Annotated in this window: 19 protein-coding genes, 5 tRNA genes and 2 other annotated features; of the genes, 22 read left to right on the top strand and 2 right to left on the bottom strand. The window is 29.9% G+C overall.

Going from position 1 to position 24,372, the window contains the following annotated elements:
* The first annotated feature begins 103 nt into the window (after window positions 1–103).
* Complete coding sequence (locus B3630_RS11220; RefSeq protein WP_346898157.1) at window positions 104–1,798, top strand: peptide ABC transporter substrate-binding protein; 1,695 nt, start codon at window positions 104–106, stop codon at window positions 1,796–1,798.
* Between the two features lie 146 nt (window positions 1,799–1,944).
* Here the strand turns inward: B3630_RS11220 and B3630_RS11215 are convergent, their stop codons facing one another.
* Window positions 1,945–3,246, bottom strand: coding sequence for a peptide ABC transporter substrate-binding protein (locus tag B3630_RS11215; protein ID WP_346898155.1), 1,302 nt, complete (start codon window positions 3,244–3,246; stop codon window positions 1,945–1,947).
* A gap of 946 nt (window positions 3,247–4,192) precedes the next feature.
* Here B3630_RS11215 and B3630_RS11210 point away from each other — a divergent pair.
* The 8 genes from B3630_RS11210 (at window position 4,193) to B3630_RS11175 (ending at window position 6,840) form a co-directional block, all read left to right on the top strand.
* A complete protein-coding gene (locus B3630_RS11210) occupies window positions 4,193–4,435 on the top strand; it encodes a small, acid-soluble spore protein, alpha/beta type (RefSeq protein ID WP_035135812.1) in 243 nt (80 codons plus the stop codon).
* Between the two features lie 217 nt (window positions 4,436–4,652).
* Entirely contained in the window at window positions 4,653–5,399 is a 747-nt protein-coding gene (locus tag B3630_RS11205; protein WP_346898153.1) for a class I SAM-dependent methyltransferase, read from the top strand.
* Window positions 5,400–5,403: 4 nt separating this feature from the next.
* A complete protein-coding gene (gene hslO / locus B3630_RS11200; protein WP_346898151.1) occupies window positions 5,404–6,285 on the top strand; it encodes an Hsp33 family molecular chaperone HslO in 882 nt (293 codons plus the stop codon).
* 141 nt (window positions 6,286–6,426) lie between these two features.
* A tRNA-Val gene (locus B3630_RS11195) sits at window positions 6,427–6,502 on the top strand.
* A gap of 3 nt (window positions 6,503–6,505) precedes the next feature.
* Window positions 6,506–6,582: transfer RNA gene (locus B3630_RS11190), tRNA-Asp, on the top strand.
* Window positions 6,583–6,604: 22 nt separating this feature from the next.
* Window positions 6,605–6,680, top strand: a tRNA-Phe gene (locus B3630_RS11185).
* 7 nt (window positions 6,681–6,687) lie between these two features.
* Window positions 6,688–6,762, top strand: a tRNA-Gly gene (locus tag B3630_RS11180).
* A 4-nt stretch (window positions 6,763–6,766) separates the two neighbouring features.
* Window positions 6,767–6,840, top strand: a tRNA-Cys gene (locus B3630_RS11175).
* A 125-nt stretch (window positions 6,841–6,965) separates the two neighbouring features.
* Here B3630_RS11175 and B3630_RS11170 read toward each other — a convergent pair.
* Complete coding sequence (locus tag B3630_RS11170; RefSeq protein ID WP_346898149.1) at window positions 6,966–7,670, bottom strand: DUF6873 family GME fold protein; 705 nt, start codon at window positions 7,668–7,670, stop codon at window positions 6,966–6,968.
* Between the two features lie 412 nt (window positions 7,671–8,082).
* Here B3630_RS11170 and ytxC point away from each other — a divergent pair, with 412 nt between their 5' ends.
* The 13 genes from ytxC to B3630_RS11105 all read left to right on the top strand — a co-directional run bounded on the left by ytxC (window position 8,083) and on the right by B3630_RS11105 (window position 24,353).
* Window positions 8,083–9,009, top strand: a complete 927-nt coding sequence (gene ytxC / locus B3630_RS11165; RefSeq protein WP_346898147.1) for a putative sporulation protein YtxC — start codon at window positions 8,083–8,085, stop codon at window positions 9,007–9,009.
* Between the two features lie 36 nt (window positions 9,010–9,045).
* Window positions 9,046–9,157 (top strand) — a sequence feature (ribosomal protein L20 leader region).
* Window positions 9,158–9,190: 33 nt separating this feature from the next.
* Window positions 9,191–9,718, top strand: a complete 528-nt coding sequence (gene infC / locus B3630_RS11160) for a translation initiation factor IF-3 (RefSeq protein WP_346898145.1) — start codon at window positions 9,191–9,193, stop codon at window positions 9,716–9,718.
* Between the two features lie 19 nt (window positions 9,719–9,737).
* Window positions 9,738–9,935 (top strand): 50S ribosomal protein L35, encoded by a 198-nt coding sequence (rpmI, locus tag B3630_RS11155; RefSeq protein ID WP_035135823.1) that lies wholly within the window; start codon window positions 9,738–9,740, stop codon window positions 9,933–9,935.
* Window positions 9,936–9,962: 27 nt separating this feature from the next.
* Window positions 9,963–10,316, top strand: a complete 354-nt coding sequence (gene rplT, locus B3630_RS11150; RefSeq protein WP_035135825.1) for a 50S ribosomal protein L20 — start codon at window positions 9,963–9,965, stop codon at window positions 10,314–10,316.
* Between the two features lie 258 nt (window positions 10,317–10,574).
* Complete coding sequence (locus B3630_RS11145; RefSeq protein WP_346898143.1) at window positions 10,575–11,942, top strand: TrkH family potassium uptake protein; 1,368 nt, start codon at window positions 10,575–10,577, stop codon at window positions 11,940–11,942.
* A gap of 14 nt (window positions 11,943–11,956) precedes the next feature.
* Complete coding sequence (locus B3630_RS11140) at window positions 11,957–12,616, top strand: NAD-binding protein (RefSeq protein WP_150846012.1); 660 nt, start codon at window positions 11,957–11,959, stop codon at window positions 12,614–12,616.
* Window positions 12,617–12,628: 12 nt separating this feature from the next.
* Window positions 12,629–13,420: an RNA methyltransferase gene (locus B3630_RS11135; protein ID WP_346898141.1), complete on the top strand. Its 792-nt coding sequence runs from the start codon at window positions 12,629–12,631 to the stop codon at window positions 13,418–13,420.
* A gap of 103 nt (window positions 13,421–13,523) precedes the next feature.
* Window positions 13,524–13,737, top strand: a binding site (T-box leader).
* A 169-nt stretch (window positions 13,738–13,906) separates the two neighbouring features.
* Complete coding sequence (pheS, locus tag B3630_RS11130; protein WP_346898139.1) at window positions 13,907–14,926, top strand: phenylalanine--tRNA ligase subunit alpha; 1,020 nt, start codon at window positions 13,907–13,909, stop codon at window positions 14,924–14,926.
* An 18-nt stretch (window positions 14,927–14,944) separates the two neighbouring features.
* A complete protein-coding gene (pheT, locus tag B3630_RS11125; RefSeq protein ID WP_346898137.1) occupies window positions 14,945–17,323 on the top strand; it encodes a phenylalanine--tRNA ligase subunit beta in 2,379 nt (792 codons plus the stop codon).
* Between the two features lie 342 nt (window positions 17,324–17,665).
* Window positions 17,666–18,268 carry a cell division protein ZapA gene (zapA, locus tag B3630_RS11120; RefSeq protein WP_346898135.1) on the top strand — a complete coding sequence of 201 codons (603 nt, stop codon included), beginning with the start codon at window positions 17,666–17,668 and terminating at the stop codon, window positions 18,266–18,268.
* A 165-nt stretch (window positions 18,269–18,433) separates the two neighbouring features.
* Window positions 18,434–19,426: a glycosyltransferase gene (locus tag B3630_RS11115; protein ID WP_346898133.1), complete on the top strand. Its 993-nt coding sequence runs from the start codon at window positions 18,434–18,436 to the stop codon at window positions 19,424–19,426.
* Between the two features lie 176 nt (window positions 19,427–19,602).
* Window positions 19,603–21,969: a U32 family peptidase gene (locus B3630_RS11110; protein ID WP_346898131.1), complete on the top strand. Its 2,367-nt coding sequence runs from the start codon at window positions 19,603–19,605 to the stop codon at window positions 21,967–21,969.
* 17 nt (window positions 21,970–21,986) lie between these two features.
* Window positions 21,987–24,353: an endonuclease MutS2 gene (locus B3630_RS11105; protein WP_346898129.1), complete on the top strand. Its 2,367-nt coding sequence runs from the start codon at window positions 21,987–21,989 to the stop codon at window positions 24,351–24,353.
* Window positions 24,354–24,372: the final 19 nt, after the last annotated feature.

Raw genomic sequence — 24,372 nt, 5'->3', positions numbered from 1 at the left:
AATAGGTATTGCAATAGTGAAAGTGTTAATATATAATGAATTTAAATCAGATGGATATGACATTATATCTATTATATTGATGATTAATGAAGGGGGATTATTCATGAAAAGCAAAAAAATATTAGCTGCTTTACTAGCTGTATCTATGGTAACTTCTGTTGCTTTAGTAGGTTGTGGTAAAGATGACAAAAAAGATGAGGGCAAAGGTGGAGAGACTGCTGCTTCTGGAGATATGGATAAAGAACAGTATCTTAACTTATTATTAGCGTCAGAACCGAAAACAATTGACCAATCAAAATCAAGTGATTTGTATTCATCACAAGTTCTTGCAAACAGCCAAGAGGCTTTAACAAGAATTATCCAAGATGAGACTGGAAAAGATAAAATTATAGAAGGTATAGCAGAAAGCTGGACACCTAATGATGATAAGTCAGTTTGGACATTCAAGTTAAGAGATGCTAAATGGAGTGATGGAAAACCGATTACTGCAAAAGACTTCATTTATGGTATTACTAGAACTTTAGATCAAAATACTGCATCACCATATGCATTCTTATTATACCCAATCAAAAATGCTTCAGAATTTAACTCAGGTAAAGCTAAAGCAGAAGATTTAGGTGTTAAAGCTGTAGATGAGAAAACAATTGAGTTTACATTAAATTCACCATGTCCATATTTCTTAGATTTAACATATTTTAAAGTAATGCAACCTCAAAGAGAAGACATAGTAAAACAACATGGAGATAAATATGGTACTGAAGCAAGTACAATGGTATATAGTGGACCATTCATAATCTCTGAATGGGTACACAACAATAAGGTTGAATTTACTAAAAATCCAGAATATTGGGATGCTGAAAATGTAAAACTTGAAAAAGCTACAATGAAAATAATTAAAGAAGAATCTGCTAGAATGAATGAATTACTTAATGGTTCATTAGATATGGGAGCAGTTTCTAAACCGGAATGGATAGAAAAGTTTGATGCAACTGGTGAGTTTGAGGCTAAAAAAGGATATGATGGTTCTACTACTTATACTTTCTTTAACCATAAAGATAAATTATTTAGTAATGCTAAGGTAAGAAAAGCATTTATGGTAGCTGAAGATAGAGAAAATAAAATTAAAACTTTAAGAAAAGGTCTTGGAGAGCCAGCTATGTCTTTCGTACCTCCTAAAGTGCAAATAGGCGGGGAAGATTATAGAGATAAAGTAGGTGATACTCCAGTTAAGGATCTTATAGATGAAAATCCAGATCCAAAGGCTTTATTAATTGAAGGAATGAAGGAATTAGGACTTGGAGATGATCCATCTAAAATAACTATTAACTACTTAGAATCAGGTACTTCAGCTGAAAATAAGGTGTGGGCTGAATTCCAACAACGTGTTTATGAAGATAAACTTGGTGTAAAAGTAAAAGTTGATTATGTTGAATGGGCTCAATTCCAAGAAAGAACTGATAACTTTGATTATCAAGTAGCAGCTATGGCATGGGGTGGTGACTACAATGACCCTAACACATTCCTTGATTTCTGGGTAACTGGAGCTAACGTTGTAATGACAGGATGGTCAAATCCTAAATACGATAAGCTTATAGCTGATGCAGCAAAAACTGTAGATCCTGCAGAAAGAACCGAATTATTTAAACAAGCAGAAAGAATTTTATTATATGAAGATGCTGTTATAAGTCCAGAGTCTTGGAGATTTAAAAACACATATGTAAGAAAGTATGTTAAGAGTTACAGTGCTCCATTATTTGGAACAGTTGATTTAAAATACACTTACACTTCAGGTAGATAATAATATAAAATATTATTATAATTTTAAAAAGGCTATCTCATTTCTTTGAGATAGCCTTTTCTGTAGTTTTTAATAAATACAATAAAAACTGTGTTTAATTAGGTTCTTTAAGTAATTTAAACACAGTTTTATTTTATAATTCTATATTATGGTCTACCTTCTGTATACACTTCTTTTAAATCCAAAGATCCAAAGGTTGGAGAAGTATAATTTTTAACATAATTATATATATAAGTATTTTTGAATCTCCATGTAGTTGGACTACACACTGCCTCTTCATAAATAAAAATTTTTTCTGCTTCTTGGAATAACTTCTTTCTTGCTTCTTGATCCGAAGTAGTTCTAGCTTTTTGTATTAGCTCTTCATATTTATCGTTCTTCCATCCAGTTTTAACGGAGGCAGTATCATAAAGGAACATATCAAAATAAGTTAGTGGATCATTATAATCAGCAGTAACTGACATTCCTGCTAATTCATAATCCATATTATCTGTCCTATCGCAGAAAATTGCCCATTCCACATAATCTACATCAATGTTAACTCCTAATGTTTTATTATAATTCTCCTGAGAAAATTCTGCCATTTCTTTACTGTAAGAGCTAGTACCGGATTGAAGAAGTTTAATAGTATGTTTTGAAGGATCTGGATCTAAACCTTCTTCCTTTAAACCTTCTATAAGTAATTTTTTAGGGTCTGGATTTTCTTTTATTAGCTCGGTTACCGGATTAAAATCAGTAGCACTTCTAAATTCTTCCTCACCTACTTTAACTGATGGTGGAACCCAAGCTGTACAAGGTTCTGCTAAGTTTCTATACAATGCTGAAACTGCACCTTCACGGTCTTCGGCTATGAGAAAAGCTTTTCTTATTTTTGCATTTTTGAAGTATTTGTTTTCTTGGTTAAAAAAATTATAGCATATTGAAGTATCGTAACCTTTTTTGACTGTAAAATTTTGGGTTTCATTTAATTTGTTAATCCAATCCTTGGAACTTACATTAGCTAAATCTAAAGAACCATTAAATATTTCATTCATTCTAGCAGATTCTTCTTTAATTATTTTCATTGTAGCTTTTTCAAGTTTTACATTTTCAGCATCCCAATATTCAGGGTTTTTTACTAATTCAATTTTGTTGTTGTGTATCCATTCAGAGATTTTAAATGGACCAGTGAAGATTAAAGTGTCTGTATCTGAGCCATATTTATCTGAATGTTTTTCTATTAAGTCTTTTCTTTGAGGTTCCATTATTTTCAAGTAAGTCATATTTAAGAAATATGCACAAGGCGATTCTAATGTGATTTCTAAAGTATGATCATCAATGGCTTTTACACCAACTTCTTCTGCTTTTGCTTTACCAGCATTGAATTTAGCGGCATTTTTTATTGGATAAAGCAAATATCCCATTGGAGAAGCAACATTTGGATCTAATGTTCTAGTGATACCATACACAAACTGATCTGCAGTAACAGGTTGCCCATCACTCCATTTAGCATCTNNTTAAATGTCCAAGTTAAGCCATTTTCAGATTGAGTCCATTTATTAGACATTCCTTCTTTAACTAAGTCATTTCCATCTTCATCTACGCCTAATCTAGTTAAAGCCTCCATAGTATTAGTATGGATGTATGATGAATAGACATCGTAAGTTTTTGAAGGGTCTAGACTCTGTGGTTCTGCACCTAACAGTACATTGATATATTGATTTTCATCAATAGTGCCTTCTTTAGTTTTCTTAGAGTTCTCTGAATTGCTTGATCTACCACATCCAAGTATTATAGTTGATGCTATGGATAAAGTAAGAACACAAGCTAAGATATTTTTGCTTTTCATAAATATTTCCCCCTATTTATAATATGAAAATATTAGCAATGCTAATATAATTCTCTAATTAAAGAAGTGTGTCATATCAATGAAAATGACATAATATTAAAAACATTGTAAAAGCAATGTAAATTAAACTAAAAAATATTTATATTTAATTTGAATAAGGTTTATTAAAACTATAAATATACACTTCACAAATATGAAATACTGAGAAGTTAACAATTGCAAAATGAAATATAATTTACACTCATGATGAGGGTCGAGTTGATAATAGTGAAAAAATATTAATTCATGTGAAAATATATTAAATTGTATACTAAATATTTCACATTAAAATAATAATTAGATTTAATTCTTATAATAAATAATTATACATAAAAAGTTACTATATGTAAATATATTTATTTAAGTGAAAATATGTAACGAGATTAATTGTTTATTGTGATAATGCATAGGAAATGGATGGATAACTAATGTAGAATTTATAAAGGATATGAATAAAAAAAAGTCTATGGTAGAAAATATAGTTATTACATTAAAACTATATTTTAATAATGCGGAGGTAGAAGGTTGTGGGTAAGACTCCTATAAAAAAAGTGATAAAATCTAAATTGAAAGCTAATAAAGAATTAACGCCACAGGAGGCTTTAAGAGAGCAAATAAAATATGATATAGTAGAAGAATTAGGTTTAGCTGATAAAGTAAATGAATTTGGATGGAGCAGTTTAACTGCAGAAGAAACAGGGAGAATTGGAGGTATGATGACCAAAAAGAAAAAAGGTCTAAATATTCCTAAGAATGATGAGTTTTTTTAGTTTTATATAATATATTAATAATAACCAAGTTTAACTAAGACTTTGTTAGAATACTTAAGATAAATTATTCTAATTTAATGAAGAGATATAATTATAGCTTAGTACATGAATAAACATATATATGAGATTTGTTACATAGTCATAGAAGAATTCTTAGACAAAATAAAAAAAGTAATGTAAAATAAATAGGTGATTATATAGAAAAGATGGTGAACCTATGGACTGTTATAATGATTTTGCTGATATATACGATGAACTTATTAATGAAGATATCAATTATAGAGGTTGGGCAGAAAAAATTATTGAGATTTGCAAGCAATATAATGTTGGAAGAAGAGAATATTTAGATTTAGCTTGTGGTACAGGGAATTTTACCAAGTTAATTGGGGAAAACTTTATATTTACAACAGCTATAGATTTATCAGAGTATATGTTATCTATTGCAGATGAAAAATTAAAGGCAGAGGGAATTAAAGCTAAGGTTATGTGCCAAGATATATGTACCTTTAATCTTAAAAAGCAGTTTGATTTGATAACTTGTGGATTGGATTCTACTAATTATATAATTGAAGATAAAAAACTTCAATTATATTTTATGTCAGTTAATAAACACTTAAAGGATGATGGTATTTTTATTTTTGACATTAATACAGAGTACAAAATAAAAAATATATTAGGAAATAATAGCTTTAACTATGACAGAGAAGATGTGGTATATATTTGGGAAAATCAATTACAAGAGGATATTGTTGATATGTACTTAACCTTTTTTGTTAAAGAAGGACAAGTGTATCATAGATTTGATGAACATCACAGAGAGAAAGCCTATAGCGAGAGTAAAATAGAAAAGTTTATAAAAGAAGCAAACCTTGTCATAGAAAAAAAACTTAATTGCTATGAAGAAGTTGCCATAGGCGAGAATACAGAAAGAATAACCTATGTTTTGAGTAAGAAAGGATGTTAGAGTAATGAAAGATAAATTAATTAGAGCCACTGCAAAGGATGGTCAAGTAAGAATAATTGCAGCTATTACTACTGAATTAGTGAATGAAGCAACTAAAACTCATGAATGTATGCCAACAGCTTCAGCAGCATTAGGGAGAATGTTAACTGGTGGAGTTTTAATGGGTGCTATGCTAAAAAATGATACTGATAGTCTAACTATTCAAATAGATGGTGGTGGAGAAGCAAAAGGTGTTACTGTTACTGCTCATCATGATGGAAGTGTTAAAGGATATATAGGAAACCCAAAAGTGGATTTACCTTTAAATGAAAAAGGTAAATTAGAAGTTGGTGGTGCTATAGGTAAAAATGGATATCTAAAAGTAATTAAGGATATGGGGCTTAAAGAACCTTATGTAGGGCAAGTGCCTATATATACAGGAGAAGTAGGCGAAGATGTAGCGTATTACTTTACGGTATCTGAGCAAACACCATCTGCTGTTGCTTTAGGAGTATTGGTGGATACAGATTTATCTATAAAAGCTGCTGGGGGATTTATTATACAAATGATGCCAGGTGCATCAGAATTCTTAGCAGATGTTATAACTTATAGATTGGAAGAAGTTCCATCAGTAACGGCTATGATAGAAAAAGGAATGACTATAGAAGAAATATTAGAATTTATATTTGAAGATATGGATTTGAAAATATATGATGCTTTAGTACCAGCGTATAAATGCGACTGTTCTAGAGAAAGAGTTGAAAGAGTGCTGATTAGTATTGGTAAAGATGATTTACAAGAGATATATGATGAAGGCAAGACAGAAGAAATATTGTGCCATTTCTGTAATAAAACCTATGATTTTAAACCAGAAGATATTAAAAAAATATTAGAAGCTATTAACTAATTTCTATAATAAATTCTAAAAACCGTATTGACAATAAACTAAAAATTTAATATAATAGTCTTTGTTAAGACTTGGAAGATTTATTGATTTTTAAGCTTAGCAAAGATTATTTTTAATAATGGTGTTACAAATTTAAATTTTGGTCGCATAGCTCAGCTGGGAGAGCACCTGCCTTACAAGCAGGGGGTCACAGGTTCGATCCCTGTTGCGACCACCATATGGCCCAGTGGCTCAGTTGGTTAGAGTGCCGGCCTGTCACGCCGGAGGTCGAGGGTTCGAGTCCCTTCTGGGTCGCCAATAAATTCCAAAATTTGTGTCTGGCTCGATAGCTCAGTCGGTAGAGCAGAGGACTGAAAATCCTCGTGTCGCTGGTTCGATTCCTGCTCGAGCCACCATTATTACGCGGGAGTGGCTCAGTGGTAGAGCGTCACCTTGCCAAGGTGAACGTCGCGAGTTCGAATCTCGTCTTCCGCTCCAATATGGCGCTATAGCCAAGTGGTAAGGCAGAGGCCTGCAAAGCCTTTATCCCCAGTTCAAATCTGGGTGGCGCCTCCAAAAAAAGCAAGTAATTTATTTACTTGCTTTTTTATTTTGTACATAATATAAATAGGATTCTTAGAGAGATGCATTAAAATTAAATATTTAAAATTCATATTATAGTATTGTGTATAGATGATCTACTAAATATCTAAAAAGTATATGCTACCTCTATCAATTAGTTGAGAGTTGACTAAAGAAATAGGGGTTATGCCATGCTTATCTAAAAATCCTTTTATTAAATTCCCATGAGGATATAAATCTAAATCTCCATAAAAAACTATAGTTTTAGAATCTATCATACCGCAAGTTCCTCCAATAAAGCCATAATTCAAATGAGGTAAAAGAATGTCCCCTGGTGGAATTAATAGTACATCATATCCATAGTTATTTAATTCTTTGTAGATACATATATCAGAAGTTATGAAGGCTTTATTAGATAATACTACAGTAGAGCATTTAGTATAACCTTGATTAACATTTATTAAAGTCTTATGATGAATATTTTCTAATAAAGTTTTATCAGTACACCTTATATTATGCATAAAAAAATCAGGCGTGTTTACAGCATTAAGAATAATATCATTAGGATATTTATCAGTTAAAGTGCTAGTACTTCTTAATACTGTTAGATTTAGAGATTTTAGAGTTTCTTCAAAGATAGAAGAAGCATCTTTATGAATGATAATATTATTATTGTCTATGAAATGCATAAGAATATCAGGATGACCACATATAGCTGGATATAATGAATTACAAGATTCGCAAAGGATAACTTTACAATTTAAATTTTCTAAAGATAATAGCTCCTCGAAAGAAATTCTAAAGTCTACAAAAGCATATTTCAAAAATGTCACCACCTTAAGGTTAGTTGTTATAAATAATTAACATTTTAATATATACTTAACCATACTATCAAAACCATAGATTATCCTCAAACTTGCATAGATAGAACAAATAGTTAAATAGTTAAATAGTTAAATATATAGATATATATTTAAAAAGTTACGGATGTAACATTCATATCTATATTTTATAAAAAAATTTATTTACGGTGTAGTTGTCTAAAAAATAGAGCCTTTATTTAATTTAAGCAATATATTGATTTAAAAATAATATATCATATATGCTATAAAATTTGTAGAATAAATTGGATTTAATAAATTGTATATAGTAAAAAATAAAAACACATAATATACATAATATATTAAAGTGAAGTTCTGTATCTATAAAATTCTTAACATGAAGTGGGGTGATTGAATGCTACTGTTGACCATTGTAAATAATAGCTATAAGGATTATGTATTAAACCAAGTTAAGAGTATGAGCGAGTATTTAAGAGAGAAAAAGAAAAGTATAAATTTAAAAATTGAAAATGATGAATTCAATGAATGTATACATATATATTGGGAAGATGGTGATTACACTGAGGAAGAAGTTAAGAAATTATTTAACTATTATACAGCTAATATTTTATATGGTGTAATTATTAACGAATTTTTAGAAAAAAGGGTCAATAAACATTTGAATGAAACTTATAATTTTCTTAACTATAACGATATAAGTATTATAAAAAAGGATATATATAAAATTTTAAAAGAAGAAGTACCTATAGATGATACTGTTATATATTATATGAATAAGAAAAATAATATTTTAGATAGAATTATTAATTGTATAGAAGAAGGTAACGTATTAAATATTAAAGGGTTTATGGACTTTAGATCCAAGGAATTAATGCCGCAGATATATATGATAATAGAAAAAATTGTAGAAAGTTATATGATAGAAAAAGAGTATAATGAATTCATTAGTCTTTTAAAGTATTTTGTTGAGATACAAGAAAGTAAGGCTGAAAAAGTAGATTTGTATATTGGAAAAAGAGGAGATTCATATATACTCAGAGATGAATTTGGAAATAATATTATGGAAACCCTCTTGAATGAGATTTGTGAAAATAAAAATATAGTAGAAGTTAGTCAAGATGATTTAGTTATAAGTGGACTAATAACTATGTGCCCGAAAAAGATAGTAATACATTCTGCTAATAGATGTAAAAATAAGGAGCTAATTAATACTTTAGAGAAAGTTTTTGAAAATAGAATTTATCATTGTAATGGTTGTAATGAATGTTTAATGTTTAAAGAAATTATAGAAATACCTATTGACAATAATGTAAAGGTGTAGTAAGATTGATTGTGTTAGTGAAAAAGTAAATAACTAATTAACAAGTAGAAACTGCCGTTTCTCACCTTACAGTACTGCTAGTAAGGTAAAATTTTGGTTTACAATAATTGTAATAACAGGACGGCGTTTGCTGTCCTTTTTATTTTATATAAGATAAAAATATGTGGTTTAAAAGCCGGAGGTGAATGTTATCAGTAAAAGTAAAGATTTCATGATGAATGAAGAGATAAGAGACAAAGAAGTTAGAGTTATTAACTCAGACGGGGAAGCACTAGGAGTAATATCTACAAAAGAAGCATTAGAAATTGCATTACAAAAGGAATTAGATTTAGTTGTAGTATCTCCAAATGCAAAACCTATGGTATGCAAAATCATGGATTTTGGTAAGTTTGTTTATGAGCAACAAAAGAAGGAAAAAGAAGCTAAAAAGAAACAAAAAATCACTACTCTTAAAGAAATTAGACTAAGTGCTAGCATAGAAGAGCACGATATTGAGATAAAAGCTAATAATGCTAGAAAGTTCTTATTAGATGAAGACAAAGTTAAAGTTACTGTGAGATTTAGAGGAAGAGAAATTGAAAACTCACAAGTAGGACACAAGATATTAAACCTTTTTGTAAAAAAATTAGGCGATGTTTATGTTATTGAAAAGCCAGCTAGACAAGAAGGAAGAAATATGATAATGATATTAGCTCCAAAAAGAGCATAACCGAGAGGAGGACTTTACAATGCCAAAAATGAAAACACATAGAGGTGCAGCAAAGAGATTTAAAAAGACAGGAACAGGTAAGTTAAAAAGATCTAAAGCTTTTAGACGCCATATATTAACTAAGAAGAGCAGAAAGACTAAGAGAAATCTTAGAAAAACAGGGTATGTTTCAACTACTCAAGAAAAAATAATGAAGAAATTACTACCATACTTATAGTAGGAAGTTATCTAGGAGGTAAATATAATGGCAAGAGTAAAAAGAGCGATGAATAGTCGTAAAAAACATAAAAAAGTATTAAAACTTGCAAAAGGATACTACGGTGGAAAAAGCAAGTTATTTAAAACAGCTAATGAATCAGTAATAAGAGCATTAAGAAATGCTTATGTTGGAAGAAAATTAAAGAAAAGAGATTTCAGAAAACTATGGATAGCTAGAATAAATGCAGCTGCTAGAATGAATGATCTTTCTTATTCAAAATTCATGAATGGAATGAAACTTGCTGGAGTTGAAATAAACAGAAAAATGCTTTCTGAAATAGCAATCAACGATCCAAAAGCATTTGCTGAATTAGTAGAGGTTGCTAAGAAGCATTTATAAGATTAATTAAATATAAAAAATAAAAGCCAGAGGATGACTATGTCATGTCTCTGGATTTTGTTAGACTAAATTTTAATGTACATAATTATTTATTATTTTCATATAAGAAATAAAGATAATAAATAAAGGGATATATATAGTATAGAAATGTAGCCATTGCTACATTTTTATACTATATATATTTTAGTAAGGAAATGGGGAAACTATATATAAATATATAATCGTGATAAATATTTTTAAAAGTTTGAGGTGTTATCTATGCAGTTAAGATTAAGGGATATTCTAAGGCGTAAAAACTTTACTCCAGTCCAAATAATAGCTATGGGATTTGCAACTATAATATTTACAGGTGCCCTATTATTAAGCTTACCTATTGCTACTATAACAGGTGTAGGAACTCCATTTATAGATTGTATTTTCACATCAACTTCTGCAGTTTGTGTGACAGGATTAGTTACTGTAGATACTGGTACTTATTGGAGTTATTTTGGAAAAACAGTAATACTTATTTTAATACAAATTGGTGGTCTTGGATTTATGTCTTTTGCTACACTTTTATCGTTAATTATTGGCAAAAAAATAACTCTAAAAGAAAGATTAATTATAAGGGAATCATTAAATTCAACATCTCTTCAGGGAATAGTAAAATTAGCTAGATATATATTAGTTTTTACTTTTTCCATAGAATTTATAGGAGCATTGCTGCTTTCTTTTGAATTTATACCTGAGTTTGGAATTATTAAAGGTATATATTATAGTATATTTCATGCGGTTTCTGCATTTTGCAATGCTGGATTTGACCTCATGGGGAATTATGGTAGCTTAACTGCCTATAGTGATAATGCCTTGATAATACTTACCATATCTTCTTTAATAGTAATTGGTGGGTTAGGTTTCTATGCATGGAATGATATATTTAATTATAAACGTACTAAAAGATTAACACTTCAGACTAAACTAGTAATAGCTGTGAGTGCAGGATTGATTTTGTTTGGATTTATAATGTTTCTTGTATTTGAACTTTCTAATCCAGAAACTTTAAAGCCTATAGGTATTAAAGAAAAAGTGCTATCAGCATTCTTTGCATCGGTTTCACCAAGAACAGCAGGATTTAATTCTATAGATTTGACAAAGATGACTATGGCATCTACATTTTTAACCATAATGTTGATGTTTATTGGTGGTTCACCAGGATCAACGGCCGGGGGAATAAAAACTTCTACGGCTGGTGTGCTTTTTATGACAATACTATCAGTTATAAATGGAAGAGAAGATACAGAGTTATTTAAAAGAAAAATAAATAAAGAAACTGTATATAAGGCTTTAGCAGTGGTAGTAATAGCACTTGCGTTAGTGTTCACTACAACCATATTATTATCTATTACAGAAAGAGCATCAGGTGCTCCTTTTGAACATTATTTATTTGAAGCTACTTCAGCCTTTGGAACTGTTGGGTTAACATTAGGATTAACTCAAGAGCTTACTGCTATAGGTAAGGCTATAGTAGCACTAACTATGTATGCAGGTAGGGTTGGGCCACTTACATTAGTTGTAGCAATTTCTATAAGAAAAAGTAAAAGAGGAAATTCTATTAAGTATCCAGAAGATAAAATCTTAGTTGGATAAAGGGGGATATATTAATGAGTAAAAAACAATTTATAGTTATTGGGTTAGGCAGATTTGGAACCTCAGTAGCAGAGACTTTATATGCACTTGGTAATGATGTATTAGCTGTAGATATAGATGAAGAAGCAGTTCAAAACATTGCAGAGAGAGTTACTCATGCTGTTCAAGTAGATGCTAATGATGAAGTTAGTCTAAGAGCCCTTGGAATTGGTAACTTTGATGTAGCTATAATTAGTATTGGTTCTGATATTCAAGCTAATATTCTATCTACTCTTTTAGTTAAAGAAATGAATGTTAAGCATATTATAACTAAGGCTAATAATGCTATGCATGCAAAAGTTTTATATAAAATAGGTGCTAATAGAGTTATATTCCCAGAGAGAGATATGGGAATTAGAGTTGCTCATAACCTTTGTTCTTCTAATATACTTGATTATATAGAGTTATCCCCAGACTTTAGCATTGCAGAAATTGTTACCCCAAAGGAATGGGAAGGTCACTCTCTAAAAGACTTAGATTTAAGAGTAAGATACAGTGTAAATGTGGTAGCTATTAAAAGAGATGATAATATAGAGGTATCTCCAGCTGCGGATGAGGTTATACAGGAAGGCGATATAATAGTAGCCATAGGAGGAACTTCTGAGCTAAACGGAATTGAAAGTTTAGTTAGATAAGGAGACTTATAAGTGCAGGTTATAAAAAGTAAGGATAATAACACATTAAAAGAAATTAAAAAATTAAAAGAAAAAAAATATAGAGTTGAAAATAAAAAGTTTATTATAGAAGGATTTAGGTTTCTAGAAGAAGGTTTTAAATCAGATTTTATTATAGATAAACTTTTTATAAAGGAAAGCTCAGTTGATAAATTTAAAGAAAAATTTTCTTTTTATATTGATAAATATGAAGAAAAAATATTTATTATAAATGACAGTCTATTTAAGAACATTTCAGGTACAGAAAATTCTCAAGGGGTTTTAGCTGTACTTCAAATGAAAGAGGAAAATTTCAATAAAGAAGAAGGACTGTATATTCTAGCCGATAAGGTACAAGATCCAGGCAACTTAGGAACTATAATAAGAACATCTCATAGTGCTGGTTGTAGGGGAGTTATTTTAAGTAAAGATACAGTAGACTTATATAATGAAAAAACCTTAAGAGCTACTATGGGTTCCATATTTAATATTCCTATAATTTATGATGAAGATCTAGCTTTCACAAAAAGATTAATTAGTGAAGGATATAATTTAGTATGTAGTTCTCTTGATACAGAAAAAAACTTTTATGAAGTTAATCTAGTAGATAATGCAATAATAGCTGTAGGTAATGAAGGTAATGGTATTAGTGATGAAGTTATGAATTTAGCTACCTGTAAGGTTAAGATTCCCATGTTAGGAAATACAGAATCCTTAAATGTTGCTATAGCTGCATCTATTATGATATATGAAGGTGTAAGACAAAAGTTAAATAAAAAGTATTAATACTTGAAATTTTTATATATTATATGTATAATGTTTCTATCAAGTTAGGATTTAAATGTTTTTAAGTAAAATAATATCCAAACTAGTTTAGTAAAAATAAAATATTTATACAATGACGAAGAGAGTAGATATATATTTTATATAAGGGAGGAAGAGCCAAAGACTGAAAGCTGTTCTTATAGGATTATATCGAAGTTCACTTCTGAGTACTAATTATGAAGTAATAGTAGTAATTAGCGGCTATGGTCGATAGATTTACTAAGAGGAGTTTTAATAAAACTCAATTAGGGTGGTACCGCGGATTTTCCGTCCCTTTTTAGGGACGGTTTTTTTATGTCTATAAAGGAAAAACTTAATTTCAGAAACTATTATTTATACTTGAATTAAGTAGAAATTTCATTAATTATCAAGTGGAAATTTTTTCCAAAGAAAGTTTTAATCCATAATTTCAAATGAACTCATGAATTTTAGAAAGGAGCTTAGAATATGAAAGAACAATTAGAACAAATTAAAAAAGTTGCCCTAGAACAACTAAGTCAAGTAACAGATAAAGCTGAACTTGAAAATATTAGAGTAAAGTATCTAGGGAAAAAAGGAGAGCTTACTGCAATCTTAAGAGGTATGGGAAAGCTATCAGCAGAAGAAAGACCGGTGGTAGGTAAAATTGCTAATGAAGTAAGAGAAGAAATAGAAAGTGCCATTGATACAAAGGTAGTAGCTATTAGAAGTGCAGAAAAGACTGAAAAGTTAAATAGTGAAGTAATAGACATTTCTATGCCAGGAAAGAAACAAACTATGGGGAAAAAACATCCATTAAGTTTAACTCTTGATCAAGTAAATGATATATTTTTATCTATGGGTTTTTCTATAGAAGAAGGACCAGAAGTAGAATTTGATCATTATAATTTTGAAGCTTTAAATATACCTAAGGATCATCCAGCGAGAGGAGAACAAGATACTTTCTATATAAATGATAATATAGTATTAAGAACTCAGACATCTCCAATCCAGATAAGAACTATGGAAAATCAAAAGCCACCAATAAAGATGATTGCACCAGGAAAGGTATATCGTTCAGATGCTGTAGATGCAACTCACTCACCAATATTTTATCAAATTGAGGGATTAGTAGTGGCAGAAAATATTACCTTTGGAGACTTAAAGGGAACACTAGAAATGTTTATCCAAAAGATGTTTGGAGATGACATGAAGGTTAAATTTAGACCACACCACTTCCCATTTACAGAGCCATCAGCAGAGATGGATGCAACCTGCTTTGTATGTGGAGGTAAGGGATGTAAAGTTTGTAAAGGTAGTGGATGGATAGAGATTGTAGGCTGTGGTATGGTGCATCCACAAGTACTTAGAAATTGTGGAATTGATCCAGAAAAATATAGTGGTTTTGCTTTCGGATTTGGATTAGATAGGATTGTAATGTTAAAATACGGCATTGAAGATATTAGATTATTATATGAAAGTGATATGAGATTTTTAAATCAGTTTTAATAGATAAGGAGGAAGATTATGAAGTATCCAGTTAAATGGTTAAAAGACTATGTTGATATAAATGTTTCCCCTGTAGAACTTGCAGATGCATTAAATCTTTCAGGGTCTCATGTTGAAGAGGTTATACTTACAGGAGATGAAATTTCTAATGTAGTTACAGGAAAGATAACAAAAATAGAAAGACATCCAGATGCAGAAAAACTAGTTGTATGTGCAGTGGATATTAATAAAGAGGAAGAAATACAAATAGTAACTGCTGCTACAAATATGAAGGAGCAGGATATTATTCCAGTAGCACTACATGGAGCAATGCTACATGGAGGACTTAAGATTAAGAAAGGTAAATTAAGAGGAGTAGTGTCAAACGGTATGTTCTGCTCAGAAGAAGAGCTTGGAATTGCTGGGGATGAGCCAGTACATGGACTTATGATATTAACTGAAGATACACCTGTTGGAGTAGATATCAAGTCTGTAATACCTCTTGAAAGTGCTATTATTGACTTTGAAATAACTTCTAATAGAGCAGATTGCTTTAGTATAATTGGAATGGCAAGAGAAACAGCAGCTACTTTAGGGTTAATTTATAAAATGCCAAATCTTAAATATAGTGAAGAAGATAAAACAAGCATAGTTGATAATTACAAAGTAGAAATCAAGAGCTCACTATGTAGAAGATATATGGCTAAAGGACTTTCCAATATAAACATTCAGCCATCACCACAGTGGATGCAAGAAAGATTGTTAGAAGCTGATGTAAGACCTATCAATAATATTGTAGATATAACAAACTTTGTTATGTTAGAGATAGGTCAACCATTACATGCCTTTGATGCTAGAGATATAGTATCTAATACTATAGTAGTTGATACTGGAGAAGATGGAGAAAAATTTGTTACTTTAGACGAAGAGGAAAGAACTATAGATAGCTCTATGCTTTGTATAAAGGATGGCGATAAAACTATAGGACTTGCGGGAGTTATGGGAGGATTAAACTCAGAGGTTAAAGAAGATACTTCTATGATAGTCCTAGAAAGTGCAAATTTTAATGGTCTTAATATAAGAAATACATCTAAAAAGTTAGGACTTAGAACAGAAGCTTCAACTAAATTTGAGAAGGATTTAGATCCAAACCTATGTAAATTAGCTATAGATAGAGTATGTGCCCTAGTGGAAGAATTAGGTGCAGGTAAGGTTATGACTGGGGTTATAGATATATATAATGAAGTTAAAGAACCTCATATCTTAGAAGTTGATAGTAACTGGGTTAATAGATTCTTAGGTAGTAATATATCAAAAGAAGATATGAAAAGATATTTAGATGGATTGGATTTAAATACTGAAATTAAAGGTGATATTTTAGTTGTTAATTGTCCAACATTTAGAAGTGATTTAAATATAAAAGAGGATATAGCAGAGGAAATTGCTAGAATTCATGGATATAATAATTTTGAATCTACCCTTCCTCATTGTGAGGCTATAAAGTCTGGAAAATCAGATAAGCATAAGCTAGAAGATAAAATAATAGAAGCTTTAGTAGCTAGTGGAATAAATCAATCTATAAGTTATTCCTTTGTAAGTAATAAAATTTTTGATAAACTCTTAATTCCACAAGATAGTGAACTTAGAAATGTAGTTGAAATTAGAAATCCTCTAGGAGAAGATTTCAAGGTTATGAGAACTACTACTCTTGCATCAATGATGGAATCTTTAGCTAGAAACTATGTAAAGAGTAATGAAAGTGCAATGCTTTTTGAAATAGGTAAAGTATATATAAAAAATACTGATGGAGAGAAGTTGCCAGAAGAAAGAAATATTCTAACATTAGGAATGTATGGAGCGGGAGATTATTTAGAACTTAAAGGTGTGGTAGAAAATGTACTAGATACTTTAGGAATAGATAATGGAATTTTTATTAGAGAAAGTGAGAACCCTAGCTTCCATCCAGGAAAAACTGCTGCATTAAAACTTAGAAATAAAATTTCTGGAGTTTTAGGTGAAATTCATCCAGATGTAAGTGAAAATTATGGTATAGATACAAGATGTTTTGTTGCTGAATTAAATTTAGATATGTTAATGGAATGTGCTAAGATAGACAAAAAACATAAAGCACTTCCTAAATTCCCAGCAGTAACAAGAGATATTGCAGTTTTAGTAGATGATAGAGTTTTAGTACAAGAGATAGAAGACACCATTAAAAAGCAAGGTGGCGGCATCTTAGAAAGTGCTAAACTATTTGATGTTTATAAAGGAAGTCAAATTCCAGAAGGTAAGAAAAGTATAGCCTATGCTATAACCTATAGACATGCAGATAAAACTTTAACTGATACTGAAGTAAATAAGGTTCATGATAAGATTTTAAGAAGCCTAGAGCATAAGTTAGGTGCAGAATTAAGATAATTATTAATTATAATAAGTAGGTGTAAAGTTACATCTACTTATTTTTTATAGATTTTTGTGTTAAAAGAATAGTTTGCAATTTTAAATAGATTATAATCATAGTGAATACGGGAAAAAGCAAAGGTAATGTGTTTTAACATGACAATATGGTAAAATATTACAATATAATTATAAAATATGTACGTTAATATATTATATTTATATTTAATTAAGGTTTATGAAACATATTGTTGACAAGTATTTGGAATATTTATTAAATACCTTATTTAATAAATAGCTAATATATGTTAAAATGATTATAAGTTTATGCAGATGTAAATTTATAATTAAGAGGGTGTTTATGTGAGCATTATAACAGTTAAGATAAATGGAATGGAATATAACCTTAGAGGAGAAGAAAATGATGAATATCTACAAATGGTTGCTCAATATGTAGATAATAAAATAAATAGTCTAATGTTTAAGAATTCTAAAATAAGTCGTCCTGATGCTACTATTCTTGCAGCAATTAATTTAGGAGATGAGGTTTTTAAAAATAAAGAGGCCTGTGAAAGGGCAAATGAAAATTATAAAATGATTGCAAAGGAACAAAAAAATCTTATTTCCGAAGTAGAAGGACTAAAAAGAGATTTACAGGCTGCAAAAAAAGAAAATGAAGACTTAAGAAAAGTTAACACTTCGGATAAAGATGAAGAGATAGAAAAGCTAAAGGATGAGGTTACATATCTTAAAGAGCAATTAGAACTTATGGACCAAGTTGTTCAAGAGTTAAAAAAGGATAATAAAAAACAAATGACCTTTAACAAAAAGCTTCTATCTGAAAATAATAATTTAAGATATGACCAAATAGCTAGAGTAAGACAACTAGAGAAACTTAGTCAGGAGATTGAAGATAAAAATCTTAAGCTTATGAAAAATGGACAAGTTAATGTAAGAAAAAAGTAAAAGTTTAGGTGGTAATATTATATTTATGTATTATCACCTATTTTTATTTTAGGATAATTAGCTATATTTATGAACTAAATATAATTTTATTCTTTAATATTGTGATAATTAAAATTTTATAGGCATAGGTATTAGGTAAAACCATAATTCTTAGGGGGATTATACATGAAAGTTTTGCTGTGTGCTAGAAGTAATTATATAAATTTAAGTTCAGGAGATACTATTATAATATTTAAAATATACACTTTTTTAAAAGAGAAAGGGGTAAATGTAGATATATGTGGAGCCAATGAAGAGGCTAATTATGATGATTATGATATAGTACATCTATTTGATATTAAAAATATATTTGATGCTTATAAACATTTTAAATTAGCTAGTAATAGTAAATGTAATATAGTAGTATCACCTATGTATTTTAATATGGAGAAGTTTTTCGAATATAGTAATAATGTGGAACGAAAAAATCTATGGAATAATTGCAAACCTTATAAGGAATTAATTTTGAAGAAAAGTAAAATCATATTTTGCAATAGTATATACGAAAAGTCTTTAATAACCATGGATTTCATTACAAAGGGAGATATTAAAGTTGTTTATAATGGAGTAGATATAAATTATGATGAGGTTCCTTTATATAATTTTAAGGAGAGATATAATTTAGATAATTATATATTGTGTGTAGGAAGAATTTGTGAAGTGAAAAATCAATTAGAATTGAGCAAGATATGTAATAAAATAGGAATAGATTTAGTACTAGTTGGAACGGCAGCAGAGGAGTGCTACTTAAAAGAATGTTTAGCTTATCCCACTACCCATTACTTAGGATTTATGAATGACTATGATTTGTATAATGCATACACCTTTTCCAGTGCTCACGTATTAGCTAGTTTTTCAGAAGTTACAAGTTTATCATCCCTTAAGGCAGCAGCTTATGGATGTAACATAGTGGTTACGGAGGAAGGGGCTTCAAAGGAATATTTTAAGGATATGGCAATATATTGTGATCCGTATAATCATAATAGTATAAAATTAGCAGTAGAGAAAAGTAGGGCACAAAGAAAAAATAATAAACTAAAAGAATATATAAGATATAATTACAACTTGAAGAATATGTTAGAAGGCATATATGAGGGATATTTAAAATTAATGAATTAAGATGTATAGGGGCTAACCAATAAAAAGGTATTAGCTCCTATTATTTTTTACAGTTTGTAACAAAGAGAATTGTGATATAATAATCCATGAGAAGTAAAAAATAATTACTAATAAAATAAGTATGACTTTTTTTATATAGAATAAAGACATTTCTTGTTGATAGGAGTTGAGAACATATGGATAAAATAGAATTATTAGCGCCGGGTGGAAGTAAAGAAAGCATATATGCTGCTGTTCAAGGTGGTGCAGATGCTATATATATGGGCGGGAGTAAGTTTTCTGCTAGAGCATATGCAAATAATTTTAATGAAGAAGAATTAGTAGAAGTAGTGAATTATTGTCATTTATATAATGTTAAAGTATATATAGCCTTTAATACTGTGATAAAAGAAGACGAGTTAGATGAAGCTTTAGAGTATGGGAAGTTTTTATATAAAATTGGTGTAGATGCTATTATAACTCAAGATATGGGATTATTTAAAATTATAAAAGAAGCTATACCAGATTTTGAAATTCACGCATCCACACAAATGACTATACATAATGGAGAAGGGGCTATATTTTTAAAGAATGAGGGCTTTCAAAGAATAGTTTTATCAAGGGAATTAAGTCTAGATGAAATAAGATACATTTCAAAGGACTTAGATATAGAAACAGAAATATTTGTCCATGGAGCATTATGTATAAGTTATTCTGGACAATGTCTTATGAGTAGTATCATAGGAGGAAGAAGCGGAAATAGAGGAAGATGTGCTCAGCCCTGTAGATTACCTTATACTATAATAAAAAAATCTAGTGGAGAAAATAGAGAAGGGTATTTATTAAGTCCAAAGGATACTTGTACTATAGATGAAATTAATAGTTTAATTGAAAGTGGGACTTCATCATTAAAGATAGAAGGTAGAATGAAAAAACCTGAATATGTAAGTGGTGTTGTAACTACCTATAGAGAAGCTATAGATAGCGTGTATCATAACAAAAATTTTGAGATACCACCTAAAAAGGCCATGCTAAATCAATTATTTAATAGAGAAGGGTTTTCCAAGGCATATCTTAGAGGAAACATTGGAAGAGACATGATGGCATATAATTGCCCCAAAAATACAGGAGTATTTTTAGGCACCGTTGAAAAAGATTTAACCATACAGCTTCAAAAGGATATAAAGGCTCAGGATGGAGTTAGAACTGATAATAGTGGATTTACAATTACAAATATTTTAAATGGGAAAGAAAAGGTTAAAGAGGCCTTTAAAGGCCAAAAAGTGAAGCTTATGCCTACTAAATATAAGGTTGGAGATAAAGTATATGTAACTTCAGATACTGAACTTTTAACTAAACTTCAAAAAAATTATGAAGATATTTATTGTGTAAAGCTACCCTTAACTATAAAGGTTAGATTCGCTCCAGGAGAAAGATTTTATTTATCTACGGTTTATCAGGAAAAAGAATTTGAAGTCTATGGAGAAAATGTAGAGGTTGCAGCTAATAAGCCTATGAATAAGGAAGCCATAATTAAAAATCTCAATAAGTTAGGGGATACGCCTTTTAAACTAAAAAATATTGAATTTGAAACCTTTGAAGAAGGATTTTTAAGGGTATCATCTATAAATAGTGTAAGACGTAAGCTTATTGAAGATATAATGAAGTATGTTAAAATCCGTGATAAACGGCATTTGGAAGAAAAGGATTATAAAGAATTTAATAGGAATTCTAAGGAAGCTAAAGATATATTTAATGATGAGTATCTAATATGCGTTAAAACTTTAGAACAATTAAAAAGTGTATTAAGTTTTATAGGTGAAAATCCAGATATAACTCCAGCTATAGGAGTAGATTTATTTAAAAAGGGTGAAGGTTTAAATTTAGAAGGAGTAGATTATGAAAATTTATATATGATTGTTCCTAATATAATAAAAAGTGAATTTAATTTAGTTACTGAAGCTATAGAAAAGAATATTTCTAAAATTAAGGGGTTAATTACAGCTAATTTAGGTATAATAAATGTGTTTAAAAACAGGCTTAACATAATTGGAGATTATAAGTTAAATATTTTAAATAGTGAAAGCTATGATTTTTATAATAGGTATACAGATATATCAGCTTTAAGTGTAGAACTTAACAATAAAGAAATGTTCTCCATAGCTAAAAATATTAAAACTCCAGTGCAAGTAGTAGTTTATGGTAAGTATGAACTTATGGTAAGTGAATACTGTGTAATTGGTAGTACTTTTGGTAATAAGAGCTCTACTTCAAACTGTAATTTCAGATGTGACAAGGATAAGTTTGTATTAAGAGATAGGATGAATGAAGAGTTTCTGGTTACTACGGATAAATATTGTAGAAGCCACATATATAATACATTACCTGTAAATACAGTTCCATTCATTAAGGAATTAAGGAAAAATAATATTAACAATTATAGAGTTGACTTTATAGATGAAGATTGTAATCAGGTTTTAAAGGTGATGAAATATATATTTAAAGATGAAGATGTAGATTTAGGAAAAACTACAAAAGGACATTATAAGAGGGGAATTGAATAGAAAGTAGGGGATAAGAAATGAATGAAAAGACCTTTAAAGTACTTGAATATTATAAAATCAAGGAAATATTAAAAAAGTATACAGTTACAAAAGCAGGGAAAGATTTAATTGATAATTTGAAACCATATAACAATCTCTATGAAATCAAAGAACACTTAGAGGAGACCAAGGAAGCATTAATTTTATTAACTACAAAAAGTGCACCACCCTTTGAAGGAATATATGATGTTAGGGAAGCGCTTTTAAGAGCTAAGAAAAATTCTACACTTATGCCAGTAGAATTACTTAGAATTGGTAATATGCTTAAAAGTTCTAGAAATTTTAAGGAATATGTACAGAGTAAGGACGAGGAAACAACTTATAGAGTTTTAGAAGATATAATAGCAGGTATAGTTCCCTTTAAGAATATTGAAGATGAAATCTTTAGAGCTATTATTGGAGAAGATGAAATTGCAGATAGAGCTAGTGAAACTTTATTTATAATTAGAAAGAAACTAAAAGATAAAAGTTCTTCCATTAAAGACAGAGTTAACAGCATGGTTAGAACCTACTCAAAATATCTTCAAGAAAGTCTTTATACCGTAAGAGGAGATAGATATGTACTTCCTGTAAGATCTGAGTACAAAGAACAGGTTAAGGGTTTGATCCATGACCAGAGCGGTACAGGTGCTACATTATTTATAGAGCCTATGGGACTAGTAGATCTTAATAATGAAATAAGAGAACTTAGAAATAAAGAAAAGGCAGAAATAAATAGAATTCTTAAGGAACTTACCTTAAAAATTGCAGGTAACATTGATGTTATAGAGAATAATGGAAGTATTATATGGGAATTAGATTTTATATTTGCAAAAGCTAAATATGCCAATGAATTAAATTGTATATGTCCAGAGGTAAATGATAAAGGAATTATAGATTTAATAGAGGCTAGGCATCCTTTAATAGACCAAAAGGTAGTAGTACCAAGTACTATTTATCTTGGTAGAGAGTTTACTTCTTTAGTTATTACAGGTCCTAATACAGGAGGTAAAACTGTAACACTAAAAACTGTAGGCTTAATAGAGCTCATGGCTATGAGTGGAATGATGATTCCTGCAAGAGCAGGTTCAGCGGTTAGTGTATTCTCAAATATATTTGCTGATATTGGTGATGAACAAAGTATAGAACAAAGTTTATCTACTTTCTCATCTCATATGACTAATATAGTAAATATTATTAATGAGGCAGATGAAAATACTTTAGCACTTTTTGATGAGCTTGGTTCAGGAACAGACCCAACGGAGGGTGCAGCCCTTGCGATGAGCATTTTGGATAATTTAAGGGATAGAAATACAAAAATAGTAGCAACTACCCACTATAGTGAACTTAAAGGTTATGCTTTAAAAACTGTTGGAGTAGAAAATGGCTCTGTAGAATTCGATGTTGAAACTTTAAGACCAACTTATAATTTACTTATAGGTGTGCCAGGTAAATCTAATGCCTTTGAAATATCAAGAAGGCTTGGTCTTCCAGAGTATATTATAAATAGTGCTAAAGAAAATATTTCTACAGAGAGCTTAAAGTTTGAAGAGTTAATACAAAATCTTCAGCAAAAGAGCATTAAAGCAGAAAATGATGCTAGGAAGGCAGAAGGTTTAAAAGCAGAAGCAGAAAAGTTAAAAAATAAATATGAAGAAAAGTTATATAAGTTCGAAAATGTTAGAGAAAAAGCTATCTATGAAGCACAACGAGAAGCTAAAGAGCTTATTAAAGCTGCTAAGGAAGAAGCTGATTCCATTGTGAAAAATATAAGAGACCTTGAAAAATTAGGCTATTCTTCAGAAGCAAGAACTAAAATAGAGAATGAAAGAAAGAAGATAAAGGATTCTCTTGATAACATGGAAGAAAAATTAAGTAGAAAAGAAGAGCCTAAGGGAGAAGGATTAACTTCTGTAACTGAAGGACAGGAGGTATATCTTCCATCTTTAAATCAAAATGTTATAGTAGTATCCCAGGTCGATAATAAGGGAGAGGTTCAAGTTCAAGCTGGAATAATGAAAATCTCTGTAAAGATTAGGGATTTAAGGAAGGGAAAAGTGTCTAATGAAGATAAGAAAAAAGCTAAGGTTCAAAGAAGAGAAGCTAAGCTTAATCTAAAAGCAGTATCATCTTCAGTAGACTTAAGGGGAATGGATTCTCAAGAGGCTATTTACACCACAGATAAGTATTTAGATGAAGCTTATCTTGGTGGTCTTGGTGAAGTTACAGTAATTCATGGTAAAGGAACAGGAGTACTTAAGAGTTCTATCACTGATTTATTAAAACATCATCCCCATGTAAAAAGCTATAGACTTGGTAATTATGGAGAAGGTGGAACAGGAGTTACTGTGGTTGAGTTAAAGTGATACTAGAGTATAGGGGTTG

The organism is Clostridium sp. UBA7503 (genome assembly GCF_002477055.1).
Lineage (GTDB): Bacteria > Bacillota > Clostridia > Clostridiales > Clostridiaceae > Clostridium_J > Clostridium_J sulfidigenes.
This window is presented reverse-complemented; position numbering and strand designations above follow the sequence as displayed.

What these genes read in the sequence shown, in the direction of transcription:
- ytxC (WP_346898147.1), top strand. Translation starts at nt 8,083, where the DNA reads ATGCTACTGTTGACCATTGTAAATAATAGCTATAAGGATTATGTATTA.
- B3630_RS11140 (WP_150846012.1), top strand. Translation starts at nt 11,957, where the DNA reads ATGAGTAAAAAACAATTTATAGTTATTGGGTTAGGCAGATTTGGAACC.
- pheT (WP_346898137.1), top strand. Translation starts at nt 14,945, where the DNA reads ATGAAGTATCCAGTTAAATGGTTAAAAGACTATGTTGATATAAATGTT.
- rpmI (WP_035135823.1), top strand. Translation starts at nt 9,738, where the DNA reads ATGCCAAAAATGAAAACACATAGAGGTGCAGCAAAGAGATTTAAAAAG.
- pheS (WP_346898139.1), top strand. Translation starts at nt 13,907, where the DNA reads ATGAAAGAACAATTAGAACAAATTAAAAAAGTTGCCCTAGAACAACTA.
- hslO (WP_346898151.1), top strand. Translation starts at nt 5,404, where the DNA reads ATGAAAGATAAATTAATTAGAGCCACTGCAAAGGATGGTCAAGTAAGA.
- B3630_RS11115 (WP_346898133.1), top strand. Translation starts at nt 18,434, where the DNA reads ATGAAAGTTTTGCTGTGTGCTAGAAGTAATTATATAAATTTAAGTTCA.
- rplT (WP_035135825.1), top strand. Translation starts at nt 9,963, where the DNA reads ATGGCAAGAGTAAAAAGAGCGATGAATAGTCGTAAAAAACATAAAAAA.
- B3630_RS11110 (WP_346898131.1), top strand. Translation starts at nt 19,603, where the DNA reads ATGGATAAAATAGAATTATTAGCGCCGGGTGGAAGTAAAGAAAGCATA.
- B3630_RS11220 (WP_346898157.1), top strand. Translation starts at nt 104, where the DNA reads ATGAAAAGCAAAAAAATATTAGCTGCTTTACTAGCTGTATCTATGGTA.
- B3630_RS11105 (WP_346898129.1), top strand. Translation starts at nt 21,987, where the DNA reads ATGAATGAAAAGACCTTTAAAGTACTTGAATATTATAAAATCAAGGAA.
- B3630_RS11205 (WP_346898153.1), top strand. Translation starts at nt 4,653, where the DNA reads ATGGACTGTTATAATGATTTTGCTGATATATACGATGAACTTATTAAT.
- B3630_RS11145 (WP_346898143.1), top strand. Translation starts at nt 10,575, where the DNA reads ATGCAGTTAAGATTAAGGGATATTCTAAGGCGTAAAAACTTTACTCCA.